General features: G+C 72.8%; 15 protein-coding genes and 1 pseudogene. 9 read left to right on the top strand and 7 right to left on the bottom strand.

The window, feature by feature from the left end:
- Nucleotides 1–142 precede the first annotated feature (142 nt).
- Nucleotides 143–1,129 carry an AraC family transcriptional regulator gene (locus tag ACYQ77_RS21985; protein ID WP_459714175.1) on the bottom strand — a complete coding sequence of 329 codons (987 nt, stop codon included), beginning with the start codon at nt 1,127–1,129 and terminating at the stop codon, nt 143–145.
- A 110-nt stretch (nt 1,130–1,239) separates the two neighbouring features.
- Nucleotides 1,240–1,578 (bottom strand): TfoX/Sxy family protein, encoded by a 339-nt coding sequence (locus ACYQ77_RS21980; protein WP_459714172.1) that lies wholly within the window; start codon nt 1,576–1,578, stop codon nt 1,240–1,242.
- 111 nt (nt 1,579–1,689) lie between these two features.
- On the opposite strand from ACYQ77_RS21980, the gene ACYQ77_RS21975 reads away from it, so the two are divergent.
- The 6 genes from ACYQ77_RS21975 to ACYQ77_RS21950 all read left to right on the top strand — a co-directional run bounded on the left by ACYQ77_RS21975 (nt 1,690) and on the right by ACYQ77_RS21950 (nt 7,347).
- Complete coding sequence (locus tag ACYQ77_RS21975; RefSeq protein ID WP_459714170.1) at nt 1,690–2,760, top strand: AAA family ATPase; 1,071 nt, start codon at nt 1,690–1,692, stop codon at nt 2,758–2,760.
- 57 nt (nt 2,761–2,817) lie between these two features.
- Complete coding sequence (locus ACYQ77_RS21970) at nt 2,818–3,702, top strand: DUF58 domain-containing protein (RefSeq protein WP_459714168.1); 885 nt, start codon at nt 2,818–2,820, stop codon at nt 3,700–3,702.
- Nucleotides 3,702–4,694 (top strand): VWA domain-containing protein, encoded by a 993-nt coding sequence (locus ACYQ77_RS21965; RefSeq protein WP_459714166.1) that lies wholly within the window; start codon nt 3,702–3,704, stop codon nt 4,692–4,694. The genes ACYQ77_RS21970 and ACYQ77_RS21965 overlap by 1 nt, the downstream gene beginning before the upstream one ends.
- 102 nt (nt 4,695–4,796) lie before the next feature.
- Complete coding sequence (fabG, locus tag ACYQ77_RS21960) at nt 4,797–5,501, top strand: 3-oxoacyl-ACP reductase FabG (RefSeq protein ID WP_459714164.1); 705 nt, start codon at nt 4,797–4,799, stop codon at nt 5,499–5,501.
- Nucleotides 5,502–5,548: 47 nt separating this feature from the next.
- Nucleotides 5,549–6,316, top strand: a complete 768-nt coding sequence (gene fabI, locus ACYQ77_RS21955) for an enoyl-ACP reductase FabI (RefSeq protein WP_459714163.1) — start codon at nt 5,549–5,551, stop codon at nt 6,314–6,316.
- The gene (locus ACYQ77_RS21950; RefSeq protein ID WP_459714161.1) at nt 6,316–7,347 is read left to right on the top strand and encodes a ferrochelatase; all 1,032 of its coding nucleotides are present in this window, start codon (nt 6,316–6,318) and stop codon (nt 7,345–7,347) included. Before fabI ends, ACYQ77_RS21950 begins: the two co-directional genes overlap by 1 nt.
- On the opposite strand, the gene ACYQ77_RS21945 is transcribed toward ACYQ77_RS21950, so the two are convergent.
- From ACYQ77_RS21945 to ACYQ77_RS21935, 3 genes are read right to left on the bottom strand one after another with little or no spacing between them, the layout of a single operon-like run.
- Nucleotides 7,329–7,907 carry an ASCH domain-containing protein gene (locus ACYQ77_RS21945; protein WP_459714160.1) on the bottom strand — a complete coding sequence of 193 codons (579 nt, stop codon included), beginning with the start codon at nt 7,905–7,907 and terminating at the stop codon, nt 7,329–7,331. The two genes, ACYQ77_RS21950 and ACYQ77_RS21945, sit on opposite strands and share 19 nt — an antisense overlap.
- A gap of 4 nt (nt 7,908–7,911) precedes the next feature.
- Nucleotides 7,912–8,709, bottom strand: a complete 798-nt coding sequence (locus ACYQ77_RS21940; protein WP_459714158.1) for a hypothetical protein — start codon at nt 8,707–8,709, stop codon at nt 7,912–7,914.
- Between the two features lie 48 nt (nt 8,710–8,757).
- A complete protein-coding gene (locus tag ACYQ77_RS21935; protein ID WP_459714156.1) occupies nt 8,758–9,240 on the bottom strand; it encodes a YcxB family protein in 483 nt (160 codons plus the stop codon).
- 50 nt (nt 9,241–9,290) lie between these two features.
- On the opposite strand from ACYQ77_RS21935, the gene ACYQ77_RS21930 reads away from it, so the two are divergent.
- Nucleotides 9,291–10,508 (top strand): low temperature requirement protein A, encoded by a 1,218-nt coding sequence (locus ACYQ77_RS21930; protein WP_459714154.1) that lies wholly within the window; start codon nt 9,291–9,293, stop codon nt 10,506–10,508.
- 2 nt (nt 10,509–10,510) lie between these two features.
- On the opposite strand, the gene ACYQ77_RS21925 is transcribed toward ACYQ77_RS21930, so the two are convergent.
- Both ACYQ77_RS21925 and ACYQ77_RS21920 read right to left on the bottom strand, forming a co-directional pair.
- Nucleotides 10,511–11,326 (bottom strand): phosphotransferase, encoded by an 816-nt coding sequence (locus ACYQ77_RS21925; RefSeq protein WP_459714152.1) that lies wholly within the window; start codon nt 11,324–11,326, stop codon nt 10,511–10,513.
- A gap of 77 nt (nt 11,327–11,403) precedes the next feature.
- Nucleotides 11,404–11,676 (bottom strand): annotated as a pseudogene (locus tag ACYQ77_RS21920) (glyoxalase superfamily protein); the annotation flags it as partial.
- Nucleotides 11,677–11,881: 205 nt separating this feature from the next.
- Between ACYQ77_RS21920 and ACYQ77_RS21915 the strand changes: the two are divergent.
- Nucleotides 11,882–13,291: a sigma 54-interacting transcriptional regulator gene (locus ACYQ77_RS21915; RefSeq protein ID WP_459714149.1), complete on the top strand. Its 1,410-nt coding sequence runs from the start codon at nt 11,882–11,884 to the stop codon at nt 13,289–13,291.
- Nucleotides 13,288–15,222, top strand: coding sequence for a vWA domain-containing protein (locus ACYQ77_RS21910; protein WP_459714148.1), 1,935 nt, complete (start codon nt 13,288–13,290; stop codon nt 15,220–15,222). The genes ACYQ77_RS21915 and ACYQ77_RS21910 overlap by 4 nt, the downstream gene beginning before the upstream one ends.
- The last annotated feature ends 91 nt before the right edge of the window (nt 15,223–15,313 follow it).

Raw genomic sequence — 15,313 nt, 5'->3', positions numbered from 1 at the left:
TCGCGCCGGGTCGCCAACAGGCTCATGGCATCTCCGCCTCCGCTGACCGACCCCGCCCATGTCGGCGGCCCGGGCCGCCGCGTTGTCCCCGGCGACAGCACGAGCCGGGCGGCGGAACACCGTCGTGCACAGGGCCGCGAGCTCACGCGCCGCGGAGCAGGGTCTCGTGCGGTGGGCGGCCGTAGACGGCGCGGTACTGCCGGGCGAAGCGGCCGGGGTGGAAGAAGCCCCAGCGCGCGGCGATCCCGGTGACCGTGGCCCCGGCGGTCGGGTCGGCGGCCAGCAGCTCCTCGTGCGCGTGCTGGAGCCGGACCGTGCGCAGGTGGCCCATCGGGGTGCTGTCGCAGTGGCGGCGGAAGGCGTACTGCAGGGCCCGGATGGTCACGCGCGCGGCGGCCGCGATCTCGGCGACCGAGATGTCCTGGTCGGCGTGGTCCTCGATGAACGCGAGCGCCCGCCGCAGCGTGGCGGGGTGGGCGTCGTGCCGGTCCTCGATCGTGGGGTCGACGAGCGCGGTGTTCGGGAACGTGCTCAGCACGGTCGCGGCCAGCAACCGGCCCGCCGCGCCCGCGACCAGTGGTTCCGCCATGACCTCCGGGCGGTCCCGCAGGCTGGTGGCGAGGTAGGAGATGGTCGCGGTCAGCTGCCGCGCCGCGTTCGCCCTCGCGGGGAGCAGGTCGGCGAAGCGGAGCGGTTGGGGACGGGGTGTCTCGGCCGTGGCGGCGACCTGGCCGAGCAACGGGAACGGCATCGACGCGATGTGGAGACCGCCGCTGTGCATGCGCGTCCAGTGCGGGGCCGGGGGATCGGCCTTGCTGCTGAGGAACACGTCGCCGGGGCCGAAGCGGTAGTCGGTGCGCTCGGAGCGGAAGTCGATGTTCATGGTGTGGGACCACACGACCGCGAGCGTCGGCAGGTACTCCACGTCGTAGGCCATGTCGTCGGACTGCGCCAGGTCGTCGATGGCGAACGCGGGGGCCGTCAGCCGGTTGACGCGGAGGAAGTAGCCCGCCTTGCGGCCCGACGGCCGGATGCTGCTGCCGAACGCGCCGGTCAGGAACTCGCCTGCCAGGTCGGAGTCGCGGGTCTCGAACAGGGCGGACCGCGGTGGGGTGGTGGTTGCTGTCATCGTCACGGCTCCTGGGCACCATTACGGCGAACAGCTTGCACCCGCCGTCCCCGCACCGGCCTCCGCAACCGCCGTTCGTTCGCGCAGGTTCACGCGGTCGGAGCAGCGCGTCACCGGCCGCGCTTGGCGGGCAGCGACCGGGCGTAGGTGACACCGCGCGCCACCCACTCCTCGACCCAGCCCTCGTCGTCGGCGGTCGCCGCGACGTGCAGCCAGCCGCGGCGCGGCTGCCCCGCCATCACCATCGGCTCGACGCGGTCGTCGCCGGTCAGCGCGTCCGTCTCGGCCGGGGGCACGCGCACCAGCAGGCCACCCCTGCTGCTCGCGGCCACCGACAGGTTGCCGTTGATCAGGAACGCGAGGCCGCCGAACATGCGGCGCTCGTCGAGGCCGGGCTCGGTCGCGACCAGCTCGCGGATCCGGTCGGCCAGGTCGGTGTCGTACGCCATGGCCGGAGTATGCGCCCGGCCACCGACAACGAGCGGCAGTTCACAGCCGTCACACCGCTGATCGGGTTGCCTGGTAGCCGGAGAAGTACAGCTTCACGAGGAGGTTGGTCAGTGACCGAGCCGGCGGAGTCGGTGAACGGATCGGCGGGCGAGGCGCCCGCCAGCACCCCGGCGCGGGACGCACAGCTGCTCGAACGCACGGTGTTCGAGGTCAAGCGGGTGATCGTGGGGCAGGACCGGCTGGTCGAGCGCATGCTCGTCGGCCTGCTGTCCAAGGGGCACCTGCTCCTCGAGGGTGTGCCCGGTGTCGCGAAGACGCTGGCCGTGGAGACCTTCGCGAAGGTCGTCGGCGGGTCGTTCACCCGTGTGCAGTTCACCCCCGACCTCGTGCCCGCCGACATCCTTGGCACCCGGATCTACCGGCAGGGCAGTGAGAAGTTCGACGTGGAGCTCGGGCCGGTGGTCGCGAACTTCGTGCTCGCCGACGAGATCAACCGCGCGCCGGCGAAGGTGCAGTCGGCGATGCTCGAGGTGATGGCCGAGCGGCACGTGTCGATCGGCGGCCAGACCTTCCCGATGCCCGACCCGTTCCTCGTGCTGGCGACGCAGAACCCGATCGAGAACGAGGGCGTCTACCCGCTGCCGGAGGCGCAGCGCGACCGGTTCCTCTTCAAGATCATCGTCGACTACCCGACGGCCGAGGAGGAGCGCGAGATCGTCTACCGGATGGGCGTGACCCCGCCGGAGCCCTCGCAGGTGCTGACCCCCGCCGAGCTGGTCCGCCTCCAGGACGTGGCCGCGCGGGTGTTCGTGCACCACGCGCTCGTCGACTACACCGTCCGCGTGGTCCTCGCGACCCGCACCCCGGCCGAGCACGGCCTGGCCGACGTCGCGGGCTGGGTGGCCTACGGCGCCTCGCCGCGCGCCAGCCTCGGCATCGTGGCCGCGTCCCGCGCCCTCGCGCTGATCCGCGGCCGCGACTACGTGCTGCCGCAGGACGTCGTGGACGTGGTGCCGGACGTGCTGCGCCACCGGTTGGTCCTGTCCTACGACGCGCTCGCCGACGGCGTGCCGATCGACCACATCGTGTCCCGCGTGCTGCAGACCGTGCCGTTGCCGCAGGTCTCGGCCCGCCCGCAGTCGGGTGGGGTGCAGCCGCCGCCAGTCGGGGTGGGCCGGTAGTTGTCACGCGAGAAGGAGCGGCCGAAGTGGGCACCGCCGATCCTGCAAGGGGACCGGATGGAGCACGGACTGCGGCTGCTCGAACTGGACGTGCGCCGCAGGCTCGACGGGCTGCTCCAGGGCAACCACCTCGGCCTCGTGCCGGGGCCTGGCTCCGAGCCGGGTGAGGCCCGGGTCTACCAGCCCGGCGACGACGTGCGCCGGATGGACTGGGCGGTCACGGCACGCACGACCGAGCCGCACATCCGCGAGACCGTCGCCGACCGCGAGCTGGAGACGTGGGTCGTCGCCGACCTGTCCGCGAGCCTCGACTTCGGCACCGCCGCCTGCGAGAAGCGGGACCTGGTGGTCGCCGCGACCGCCGCGATCGCGCACCTGACCGGCGGGGGCGGCAACCGGATCGGCGCGGTCATCGCGACCGGCGAGAAGACCACCCGCGTGCCCGCCCGCGGCGGGCTCGCGCACGCCCGCGGCCTGGTCCGCAGGCTCGCCGAGACCCCGCGCGCGCCCGAGGGCACCCGGGGTGACCTGCGGGACGCGCTGGAACAGCTGCGCCGCCCGCCGCGGCGGCGCGGGCTCGCGGTGGTGATCTCGGACTTCCTCGGCGACATCGACTGGCAGCGCCCGCTGCGCGGCCTGTCCACCCGCCACGAGCTGATCGCCATCGAGGTGCTCGACCCGCGCGACGTCGACCTGCCCGAGGTGGGCACGGTCGTGCTGTCCGACCCGGAGTCGGGCCGTCAGCGCGAGGTGCACGCGTCCGCGCTGCTGCGCCGCGAGTTCGCCGCGGCGGCCGCCGAGCACCGGGCGCGGGTCGCCGCCGCCATCCGCGGCGCGGGCGCCGGGCACCTGGTGCTGCGCACCGACTCGGACTGGATCGCCGACACCGTGCGTTTCGTCGTCGCCCGCAAGCGGCGCTGGTCAGGGGGAGGGGTCGCCTGATGTTCGGTCTCAGCTTCGGCGGGTTCACCGCACCCTGGTGGTTCCTGCTGCTGATCGCGGTGGCCGCGATCGTCGCCGGGTACGTCGTCGTGCAGCGGATGCGCCGCAAGCGCACCATGCGGTTCACCAACCTCGCGCTGCTGGAGAAGGTGGCGCCGAAGCGGCAGAGCTGGGTCCGGCACCTCCCGCCCGTGGTGCTGGTGATCGCGCTGATGCTGCTGACCACCGCCATGGCGGGGCCCACCGACACCCAGCGGGTGCCGCGCAACCGGGCGACCGTGATGCTCGTGATCGACGTGTCGCTGTCCATGGAGGCCACGGACGTGCGGCCGACCCGGCTGCGGGCCGCCCAGGACGCGGCGAAGGACTTCGCGAACGGGCTCACCCCGGGCATCAACCTGGGCCTGATCTCGTTCGCGGGCACGGCGAGCGTGATGGTGTCGCCGACCACCGACCGCACGAGCGTGTCCAAGGCCATCGACAACCTCAAGCTGGCCGAGTCCACCGCGACCGGCGAGGCGATCTTCGCGGCGCTGCAGTCGATCGAGGGCTTCGCGCAGATCGTCGGCGGCGCCCAGGGCGCGCCCCCGGCCCGCATCGTGCTGATGACGGACGGGAAGCAGACGGTCCCGACCGACGACGGGGACGACCCGAGGGGCGCGTTCACCGCCGCCCGCGCGGCCAAGGACCAGAAGATCCCGGTCTCCACGATCTCGTTCGGCACCACGGACGGCGAGGTCACCATCGACGGCAAGAGCCAGCCGGTGCCGGTGGACGACGAGTCCATGAAGGAGATCGCGGAGCTGTCCGGCGGCGAGTTCTACAAGGCGGCGACCGCGGACCAGCTGCACCGGGTGTACGACACGCTCGGTGAGCAGATCGGGTACGAGACGAAGAACGCGGACGCGAGCAAGCCGTGGCTGATGCTCGGCACCTTCGCCGCACTGGTGGCCGCGGCCAGCGCCCTGGTCATCGGACAGCGCCTGCCCTGAGGGTGTTCTCGCTGACATCCCGGTGGAGTCGGCGAGAACCGCCCGCGACCGGCCGGATAGCCTGGCGTCCGGTTTGGCAGTTGTTCGCGCAAGGAGTGCACGGTGGGCCGTTCAGTACTGGTAACAGGGGGTAACCGGGGGATCGGCCTGGCGATCGCCAGGGCGTTCGCCGCGCAGGGGGACGACGTCGCGGTGACCTACCGCGGCAAGCCGCCGCCCGAGGACCTGTTCGGCGTGCGCTGCGACGTCACCGACGCCGAGCAGGTGGACGCCGCCTTCAAGGAGATCGAGGAGAAGCAGGGCGCCGTCGAGGTGCTGGTCGCGAACGCGGGCATCACCGACGACACGCTGCTGATGCGGATGACCGAGGAGCAGTTCACCCGCGTCCTCGACGCCAACCTGACCGGCGCGTTCCGCGTCGCGAAGCGCGCGACCCGCGCCATGCTCAAGGCCCGCTGGGGCCGGATGATCTTCATCTCGTCCGTGGTCGGCATGGCGGGTGGCCCCGGCCAGGTGAACTACGCGGCCAGCAAGGCGGGCCTGATCGGCGTGGCCCGCTCGATCACCCGCGAGCTGGGCGGCCGCAACATCACCGCGAACGTGATCACCCCGGGTTTCATCGCCACCGACATGACCGACGCGGTGTCCGACGAGCGCAAGCAGACGATCCTCGCGAGCGTCCCCGCCGGCCGCTACGGGCAGGCCGACGAGGTGGCGGCCGCGGTCACGTTCCTCGCCTCCGACGCCGCCGCGTACGTCAACGGGGCGGTCCTGCCGGTCGACGGCGGCCTCGGCATGGGGCACTGACAGACTGTCCCCGCAACGGATCTGATCAGCCCCAGGAGGACGGTTTCGTGACGGGTCTGCTCGAAGGCAAGCGACTGCTCATCACCGGTGTCATCACCGACGCCTCGATCGCGTTCCACGCGGCCAAGGTCGCGCAGGAACAGGGTGCGTCGGTCGTGCTGACCGGCTTCGGCCGCATGAGCCTCGTGGAGCGGATCGCGAAGCGGCTGCCGCAGCCCGCGCCCGTGATCGAACTGGACGTGCAGAACAACGAGCAGCTCGACTCGCTCGCCGACCGGGTGCGCGAGCACGTGGACGGCCTCGACGGCGTGCTGCACTCGATCGGGTTCGCCCCGCAGACCTGCCTCGGCGCGCCGTTCCTGGACGCGCCGCGCGACGACGTGTCCACCGCGATCGAGGTGTCGGCCTACTCGTTCAAGTCGCTCGCCGTCGCCTGCCTGCCGCTGATGGGCCCCGGCGGTTCCATCGTCGGCATGGACTTCGACGCGCGGGTCGCGTGGCCCGCCTACAACTGGATGGGTGTCGCGAAGGCCGCGCTCGAGTCGGTGAACCGGTACCTGGCGCGTGACCTCGGGCCGAAGGGCATCCGGGTGAACCTGGTCGCGGCGGGCCCGGTGAAGACCATGGCCGCCAAGTCGATCCCCGGCTTCAACGAGCTGGAGGACGGCTGGGGCGACCGCGCGCCGCTCGGCTGGAACGCCGAGGACGCCACCCCGGTCGCGAAGTCGATCTGCGCGGTCCTGTCGGACTGGCTGCCCGCCACCACCGGTTCGATGATCTGGGTCGACGGCGGCGTGCACGCGACGGGCCAGTGATGGACGCGCTGCTCTGGTTGTCGTTCGGCGGGCCCGAGAAGCCCGAGGACGTGCGGCCGTTCCTGGAGAACGTGACCCGCGGCCGCGGCGTGCCACCGGAGCGGCTCGACGAGGTCGAACAGCACTACCTCGGCTTCGGCGGCGTGTCGCCGATCAACGCGCTGAACCGCGCCGCGATCGCCGCCGTCGAGGCCGAGCTGGCCGCCCAGGGCATCGACCTGCCGGTGTACTTCGGCAACCGCAACTGGCACCCGATGGTGGCGGACACCGTCGAACAGATGAAGCGGGACGGGGTGCGCTCCGCGCTGGTGTTCCCCACCAGCGCGTACGGCGGGTACTCCGCGTGCCGCCAGTACGACGAGGACATCGTGCGCGCCCGCGCGGCGGTGGGGGCGGACGCGCCGGAGCTGACGAAGCTGCGGCACTTCTTCGACCACCCGCTGTTCGTCGCGGCGTACGCCGACGCGGTCCGCACGGCCGCGGCGGAGATCGGTGGCGAGTACCGGCTCGTGTTCACGGCCCACTCGGTCCCGGTCTCGGCGGACAAGGCCGCGGGCCCGCCGGACGAGGGCGGGCACCGGTACTCGCGGCAGATCGCGGAGGCGGCCCGGCTGGTCGCCGCCGACCTGGGGATCGCCGAGTACGACGTGGTGTGGCAGTCCCGGTCGGGGCCGCCGCAGGTGCCGTGGCTGGAGCCGGACATCCTCGACCACCTGGACGCGTTGCACGCCAAGGGAGTCCCGGCGGTGCTCCTGTGCCCGGTCGGGTTCGTGAGCGACCACCTCGAGGTCGTGTGGGACCTCGACACCGAGGCCAAGGAGAAGGCGGCCGAGCTGGGCATGGGCTTCGCGCGCGCGATCGCGCCGAGCGGTGACCCCCGGTTCGCGCAGCTGGTCGTGGAGCTGGTGCGGGAGCACCTGTCGGGCGCGCCGGTGCGGAAGCTGTCGGACTTCACGGTGGCGGGCTGCACGGTCAACGGCGCGCCCTGCGCGGTCGGCTGCTGCGAACCCGCTCAGCGCCCGGCCAGGTAGGCCGCGCCGCGCGGGGACAGGCGGTAGCCGACCTCCAGGCTCAGCGTCAGGCCGAGGTTCTTCAGCTTGCGCACGTCCACTTTGAACGGGAGCATCTCGCGGCCCAGCTCGGCCGCGAGATCACCGGCCCGGACGGCGGGTCTGCGCCTGATGATGTCGAGCGTCTCGTCCGTCCACGGGCCGTGCGTGCTCGCCCGGTCGAGCCGCTCGAGCCTGCGCGTGATCTCCGCGATGTCCTCAGTGGACAACTCGGCGGCCGACGCCAGCGCGGCCCTCGGGTCCTCGTCGCCGGCCATGTGCAGGCGCACGAGGAACACCGGATCCCCAGGCGTGCCACGGAGATCGGCGACCGCGGCGGCCACGGACGGGTAACCCGCGGCCCGGGCGTCGGCGCTGCGGATGCGACTCGGTGCCACCTCGGTCACCTCGTCCACGACGACGCGCCCGGCCGCGGTCCGGTACGTGTGGCCCGCGGTGACCTGCCGCCGTTTCCAGCGGCGGAACATCACCGTGACGCTGCCGTCCCGGATCCCTTGGTGCAGCCTCCGCTCAATGAGCATTCGCTCAATGGGCATCCGTGACGTCCAGCGCCCGGACCGCGTCGGCGACCGCCGCGCAGCGGGCCGTGCGGACGGCCTGGAACAGCGGGCGCAGGGCCTCGGCACGCTTGAGCGCGGCCGACGCGGACAACGCGCCACCCGGCTCGTCCTCCATCGCCAGCTCCAGGATCGCCGCCACCTCCGCGGCGCGCTGCAGCACGCGCAGCGCACGCTGCGGCATGCCGGCGGGCCACGAGGCCTTGGTGCGCTCGGCGACGCGGGCCTGCAGCTCCTCGCGGACGCCGGCGCGCTTCTTGGCGACGCCGAGCTCGACGAGCATGCCGGCCGCGACGCGCATGGCGCCGGTCAGCTCGTGCTCCGCCTCGCCGATCGGCACGTTCGGGGTGGGGACCGAGCGCTCGACCTCGTACACGGTCCAGCGGATGATGCCGGTGTCGACCTTCTTGCCGAGTTTCTCCGGCACGGCGCCGAGACCGTTGAGCACCACCGCCTCGCCGACGCGTAACGCGTGCGCGGCGAACTCGCCCGCGCCGCCGAGGCCGCGCACGTCGCCGGGCACCGGCATGACCAGCTCGGCGCTCACCGCACCGGACCGGCGCAGCGCCGCGAGCATGGCGGCGGGGGACCCGCCCGCGGTGCCTTTGACAGGGATCTCGAGGGTGGCGGCGAGCTGTTCGTCCGCGGCCACCACCTCGTGGAACTCGGCCCAGTCCTGCAGGGCGTCGAGCACATCGTCGGCGGCAGCGGCGCCACTCAGCCAGGCTGAGCTCCACACCGCCAATGTCGCGCTGGGGGATGACACGACAAGAAGATTACGCGACGATGGTGGGCTGGTTTTCGGGGCGGTGATCTAACGCCTGGACGGCGCTCCGAGCTGGTCCTCGAGCAGGTCCCGGAAGCCGTCCAGGTCCTCCTGCGTGCCGAACGCGCGGCCCGGCACCGGGAACAGCGCGGCCTCGCCCGTGCGCAGCACGAAGTTGTGCTTGGTCTCCACCCAGCCGGCGATCGTCTGCCAGCGCAGGTCCGTGTAGGCGGTGCCGTCGATCGTCATCATGCGGAACGACCGGGCGTCCACGGTCGCGGTCACGGTCGCGGCCGCGACCGGGTTGCGGCGGAACTGGCTCCGCACGCCCAGCACCGGCAGCGCCACGATGACCGCCGCGCAGATCAGCCCGAAACCGCCCGGGATCGGCTGGCCCGCGAACAGCAGCACGACCGACAGCACGGCCAGCCCGAGCGCGAACCACGGCGCCCACCGGTAGACCGGGTAGACCGCCCGCAGCGCGTCGTTCCAGTCCGATGGCGCGGGGTCCCATTTCAGCTCGAGCGCCATCCTCGTGTCGTCCTTCCTGGTCGGCCGTTCGATGGGCGAGACTGTCCGGCATGGCACAACCAGCCCGGGTACGGGTCGAAAGGCTACGGGAGTCCGGCAGCGCGACGACGCTGGAACTGTTCTTCGACCTGGTTTTCGTCTTCGCGCTGACGCAGATCACCGCGTTGATGGCGGGCGAGCCGACCGGCAGGGGCCTGCTCAAGGGCACGCTGCTGATCCTGGTCGTCTGGTGGTGCTGGGTCGGCTACTCGTGGGTGTCGAACCTGGTCAAGGCCGACGAGGGCATCGCACGCGTGACACTGCTCGTCGCCATGGCGGCGATGTTCCTGCTGGCGCTCGCGATTCCCGAGGCGTTCGACGACATCGACGGCGGGCTGTGGGGACCCACCGTGTTCGCCTTCGCCTACCTCGTGCTGCGGCTGGTGCACGTCCTGCTGTTCTGGGTGATCAGCAAGGACGACCCGGTGCTGCGCCGCCAGGTCGGCCGGTTCGCGCCGACCATGGCGGGCGGCACGGTCCTGCTCCTGCTGGCGGCGAACACGTCCGGCGACGCGCAGCTGCTGCTGTGGCTCGCGGCCGTGGTCGCCGACTACGGCGGCACGCTCGCCATCGGCGCCCGCGGCTGGCGGCTCAACTCGGCCCGGCACTTCGCGGAGCGGCACGGGCTGATGGTGATCATCGCCCTCGGCGAGTCGATCGTGGCCATCGGTGTGGGGGTCACCCACCTGGCCATCTCGTGGCCGATCGTGGTCGCCGCGACGCTGGGCCTCGCGGTGTCGGCGAGCCTGTGGTGGGCCTACTTCGACACCGCCGCGATCCTCGGCGAACACGCGCTGGCCGCGGCGAAGGGTGACCACCGGGTCGCCATGGCGCGCACCGCGTTCACCTACCTGCACCTGCCGATGATGGTCGGCATCGTGATGCTCGCCCTGGGCATGAAGAAGGTGCTCACCTACGTGGGCGACACCGAGCACCACGCGCTGTCGGACCCGCTGTACGGGGCGCCGCTGTGGGCGCTGTACGGCGGTGTCTCGCTCTACCTCCTCGCGCACGTCGGGTTCGCGTGGCGCTGCTTCCGGGCGGTCAAGTCCTACCGGCTCGGGGTCGCGGTGGTGCTCGTCGCGCTGGTGCCCGTGGTCGCCAACCTGCCCGCGCTGGCCACGCTCGGCGTGCTCAGCGCGCTGCTGATCGCGTTGAACGTGGTCGAGACGGTCCTGTTCCGCGTGGCGCGCGACGAGGCGCGGCACGGCGACCACGAGCACCAGTGACGTCAGCGGGTGACCGCGACGAGCCGTTCGAGGGCGGCCCTGCTCGGCAGGTGTGCCAGCACATGCCGGACGCTGCGTGACGCGTACCGCCGGTCCTCGTCGCTGGTGACGGTCATGGCGCGGTCGACCAGCCCGGACACGTAGTTCGCGAGGCCGGTGACCGCGCCGCGGAACGCCGCGACGTCCAGGTCCGGCAGCGTGCCCGCGGTCTCGCGGTAGCCCTCGACGAGAGCGCGGGCACCGGCGACGTTCACGCCGCCACCGGGGTCGACGGTCCAGTCCATCAGCGCCATCGCCAGCTCCCACGCGGGCGGCTGGCCACCCGCGTGCTCCCACCCGAGCACGACGAGGCTGCCGTTCTGGCCGCGCCGCACCTGGCCGGGGCCCATGGCGTTGTGCGACAGCACCGGCGCAGGCGCGGGGACGCCCGCGCCGACGGTCTCCAGCCCGGTCAGCACCGGGACCGCGGCGGTCAGCGCGGGTGCCCAGGCCACGCGCTCGGCGGCGGCCCGCTCCGCCAGCTCGGCCCAGGTCACCGGTGAGAGGCGCAGCTCGTGCCACGGGCTCACGCGGTCGACCGGCATGGCCAGCCCGTGGATGGTCGCGAGGATCGTCCCCACCTGCCTGGTGACGGCGGCGCCCGCGGGCGCCGCCATCGGTGGCCGGGAGTGCGCCCACACGCAGACGCGCCATTCGTGCCCGTCGACCGTGGCGACGATCCGGCCGTCCCGGTCGCGCACCGGCGCGGGGAGCAGCACACCGGCCGCCGCGGCCGCCTCCTGCAGCGCCACCTCGTCTCGACGTCCACGATGGGCCACCAGGTGTCCATCGTGCGCGCCACCCAGCGGCCGCGGTCCGTCTCGAGCGACCACGCGCGGCCCGACTCGTCCGGGCGGGCCAGCGACCGCATCGGGCCGGTCACCGCACCCAGGTCGTACCGGTCGGCGATCGCCTGCGCCAGCGCCGGGCCGGCGATGGCCGCGCGACCACCGGTGCGGTCCACCTCGGCCTTGAGGTCGGTCCACGTGCGGAAGCCGTACTGCGCCGCGAGCGCCTTCTGCGCGGTGGCCAGGGAGGTGGCGGGGTCGCTGTCACGCAGGCCCGCCAGGAGGTCCTTGGCCTGCTGCTTGAGATGACCGAGGTCGGGGTTGTCGGGGAGTGTCTTCACGGGAGCACCTCACTCGCTGACCCGGACTCGCACGGGCCACCCGGAACTGAACGTCCTGCGGGGTGGCTTCGAGCCTTCCGGCGAGTCGCGGCGCGCTCCCCGTGCGCGCTCCGAGAGGGAGCCTAACCGCCGGTGACCGGCAGTCAAGGCCTCCTGGAGTCACTCCACGTCGACTGATCGGCGCAACGTGCGTAGCGTCGTAACGGTGACAGGCGCTGTACCCACCCCACCCGAGAACCTCCCGCGCACCGCGGGAGAGCTGCGCGCCGCGGAGCACCTGCCGCGCAGCGTGAAGACCGAGATCCGTGACAACCTGCTGGCCGCGCTGCGCGCGGGACGTGACCCGTGGCCCGGCATCGTCGGCTTCGACAAGACCGTCGTCCCGCAGCTGGAGCGCGCGCTCATCGCGGGCCACGACGTCGTGCTGCTCGGTGAGCGCGGCCAGGGCAAGACCCGGCTGCTGCGCACCATGGTCGGCCTGCTCGACGAGTGGACACCCGTGATCGCGGGGTCCGAGCTGGGCGAGCACCCGCTCGACCCGATCACGCCCGAGTCCCGCCGCCGCGCGGCCGAGCTGGGCGACGACCTGCCGGTCGCGTGGCGGCACCGGTCCGAGCGGTACGCGGAGAAGCTCGCCACCCCGGACACGTCCGTCGGCGACCTGATCGGCGACGTCGACCCGGTGAAGGTCGCGCAGGGCCGCACGCTCGGCGACCCCGAGACCATCCACTTCGGACTCGTACCGAGGGCGCACCGCGGCATCGTCGCGATCAACGAGCTGCCCGACCTGGCCGAGCGGATCCAGGTGGCGCTGCTGAACGTCATGGAGGAGCGGGACATCCAGGTCCGCGGCTACACGCTGCGGCTGCCGCTCGACGTGCTGCTGGTCGCCACCTCCAACCCCGAGGACTACACCAACCGCGGCCGCATCATCACGCCGCTGAAGGACCGCTTCGGCGCCGAGGTGGTCACGCACTACCCGCTGTCGGTCGCCGCCGAGGTGGACGTCATCAAGCAGGAGGCGAGCCTGGTCGCCGAGGTCGGCGACGAGCTGCTCGAGGTGCTGGCCCGGTTCGTCCGGAACCTGCGCGAGTCGTCGGCCATCGACCAGCGCTCCGGGGTGTCCGCGCGGTTCGCCGTCGCGGCCGCCGAGACGGTCGCGGCCGCCGCGCTGCGCCGGTCCGCGCTGATCGACGAGCACCCGGCCGTGGCACGGCCGATCGACCTCGAGTCGGTGCCCGCCGTGCTGCGCGGCAAGCTCGAGTTCGAGTCCGGTGAGGAGGGTCGCGAGACCGAGCACCTGGTGCACCTGCTGCGCCGCGCGGTCGCCGAGACCGCCAAGGACCGGTTCGCCGGGCTGGACCTGCGCCCGCTGGTCGACGCGGTGGTGGACGGGCACCTGGTCGCCACCGGTGAGCGGGTGCCGGGCAGCGAGGTGCTGGCGGCACTGCCCGAGCTGCCGGTGCTGCACGAGGTCGCCACCAGGCTCGGCGTCAAGCCCGACCACGGCGCGGGCCGCATCGCCGCCGCGATCGAGCTGGCGCTGGAGTCGCTGTACCTGCGGCGCAAGCTCGCGAAGGACTCCGACGAGGGAACGACGGTCTACGGGCCATGAGCCGGTTCACCTATGGCCAGTACTACGACGGTCCCGACCCGCTCGCGCCACCGGTCGACCTGCGGGACGCCCTCGACGCGATCGGGCGGGACGTCATGGACGGCCGGTCGCCCCGGTCCGCGCTGGAGGAGCTGCTCCGGCGCGGCACCAGGGAGACCGCCGGTCTGGACGAGCTGACCAGGCGGCTGTGGGAGCGGCGGTCGCAGATCCAGCGCCGCCACAACCTCGACGGCACGCTGCAGCAGGTGCGGCAGCTGCTCGACGAGGCCGTGGCGGCGGAGAAGTCCGCGCTGTTCCCGGACCCGGACGACGACGCCCGGTTCCGGGAGGCGCAGCTCGACGCGCTGCCGTCCGGCACGGCCGCGGCGGTGCGGGAGCTGGCCGAGTACGACTGGCGCTCCGGCGAGGCACGCGAGAAGTACGAGCAGATCCGCAACCTGCTCGGCCAGGAGCTGATGGAGTCGCGGTTCCAGGGCATGAAGCAGGCCCTGCAGGACATGCGCCCGGAGGACACCGAGCGGATCCGGCAGATGATGTCGGACCTCAACGACCTGCTGCTGTCCCACCTGCGCGGCGACGACACCACCCAGCGGTTCCAGGATTTCATGCGCAAGCACGGCGAGTTCTTCCCGGAGAACCCGCGCGACACCGAGGAACTGATCGACGCGCTGGCGGCCCGCGCCGCGGCCGCGCAGCGGATGATGAACTCGATGTCCGAGCAGCAGCGGGCGGAGCTGTCGGAGCTGATGGCGTCCGCGTTCGGCGATCCCCGCCTGCTCGAGCAGGTGTCGACGCTCGACCAGAACCTGCGTGCGCTGCGCCCCGGCGAGGACTGGACCGGGTCGGCGCGGTTCCGCGGCGACCAGCCGCTCGGCATGGGCGAGGGCGCGCAGGCGATGGCCGACCTCGCGGAGCTGGACGCGCTGGCGGAGCAGCTGTCGCAGTCGTACCCGGGTGCGCGGCTGGAGGACATCGACCTGGAGGCGCTGGAGCGCCAGCTGGGTGACGACGCGCGGGTGGACGCCCGGCGGCTCGCCCAGCTGGAGCAGCAGCTGCGGGACCAGGGCCTGCTGGAACGCGCGCCGGACGGTTCGCTCCGCCTGTCGCCCAAGGCGTTACGGCGGCTCGGGCAGACGGCGTTGAAGGACGTGCTGGCCACCGCGCGCAACACGGGGCAGCGGGACTCGGCGCTGTCGGGCGCCGCAGGGGAGCCGACCGGGGCCAGCCGGCCGTGGGAGTTCGGCGACACCGCCCCGTGGGACGTGTCGCGGACGGTGCGCAACGCGGTCCTGCGGTCGGCGGGCGGCGAGGTGTCGCTGGACGTCGTGGACGTCGAGGTGGTGGAGACCGAGCAGCGGACGCGGGCGGCGGTCGCGCTGTGCGTGGACACGTCGTGGTCGATGGTGCAGGACGGCCGGTGGGTGCCGATGAAGCGCACCGCGCTGGCACTGCACCAGCTGATCTCGACGCGGTTCCGCACGGACGCGTTGCAGCTCATCACGTTCGGACGGCACGCGCGGTCGGTGGAGCTGCCGGAACTGGTCGGCCTCGAAGGGGTGTGGGAGCAGGGCACGAACCTGCACCACGCGCTCCTGCTCGCCGGTCGCCACCTGCGCAAGCACTCGGACGCGCAGCCGGTGGTCCTCGTGGTGACGGACGGCGAGCCGACCGCCCACCTGGAACCGGACGGCGAGGCGGAGTTCTCGTGGCCGCCCCTGCCCAGGACCCTGCGCAAGACGGTCGCGGAAGTCGACGCCCTGGCGAAACTGGGCGCGTCGGTGACGGTGTTCATGCTGGGCGACGACCCTCGGCTGGCACAGTTCGTGGACCTGATCGCCCGCCGCAGCGGCGGCCGCGTGGTGGCCCCCGACCTGGACGGCCTGGGCGCCGCCGTGGTGAGCGACTACCTGCGCGGCCGCAAGGGCCGCTGACGCTCGGGGTGCGCCGTCAGCGGCGGAAGACGGCCGCCCCGAGCCACGACCACGGCGATCCCCGACAGCGCACGAACCGGATCAGACAACC

Source organism: Actinophytocola sp. KF-1, assembly GCF_054661535.1.
This window is presented reverse-complemented; position numbering and strand designations above follow the sequence as displayed.

Bases quoted from the DNA above. Each gene is read 5' to 3' on its own strand.
- ACYQ77_RS21985 (WP_459714175.1), bottom strand. From the start codon at position 1,129: ATGACAGCAACCACCACCCCACCGCGGTCCGCCCTGTTCGAGACCCGC.
- ACYQ77_RS21980 (WP_459714172.1), bottom strand. From the start codon at position 1,578: ATGGCGTACGACACCGACCTGGCCGACCGGATCCGCGAGCTGGTCGCG.
- ACYQ77_RS21970 (WP_459714168.1), top strand. From the start codon at position 2,818: ATGGAGCACGGACTGCGGCTGCTCGAACTGGACGTGCGCCGCAGGCTC.
- ACYQ77_RS21965 (WP_459714166.1), top strand. From the start codon at position 3,702: ATGTTCGGTCTCAGCTTCGGCGGGTTCACCGCACCCTGGTGGTTCCTG.
- ACYQ77_RS21950 (WP_459714161.1), top strand. From the start codon at position 6,316: ATGGACGCGCTGCTCTGGTTGTCGTTCGGCGGGCCCGAGAAGCCCGAG.
- ACYQ77_RS21945 (WP_459714160.1), bottom strand. From the start codon at position 7,907: ATGCTCATTGAGCGGAGGCTGCACCAAGGGATCCGGGACGGCAGCGTC.
- ACYQ77_RS21935 (WP_459714156.1), bottom strand. From the start codon at position 9,240: ATGGCGCTCGAGCTGAAATGGGACCCCGCGCCATCGGACTGGAACGAC.
- ACYQ77_RS21930 (WP_459714154.1), top strand. From the start codon at position 9,291: ATGGCACAACCAGCCCGGGTACGGGTCGAAAGGCTACGGGAGTCCGGC.
- ACYQ77_RS21910 (WP_459714148.1), top strand. From the start codon at position 13,288: ATGAGCCGGTTCACCTATGGCCAGTACTACGACGGTCCCGACCCGCTC.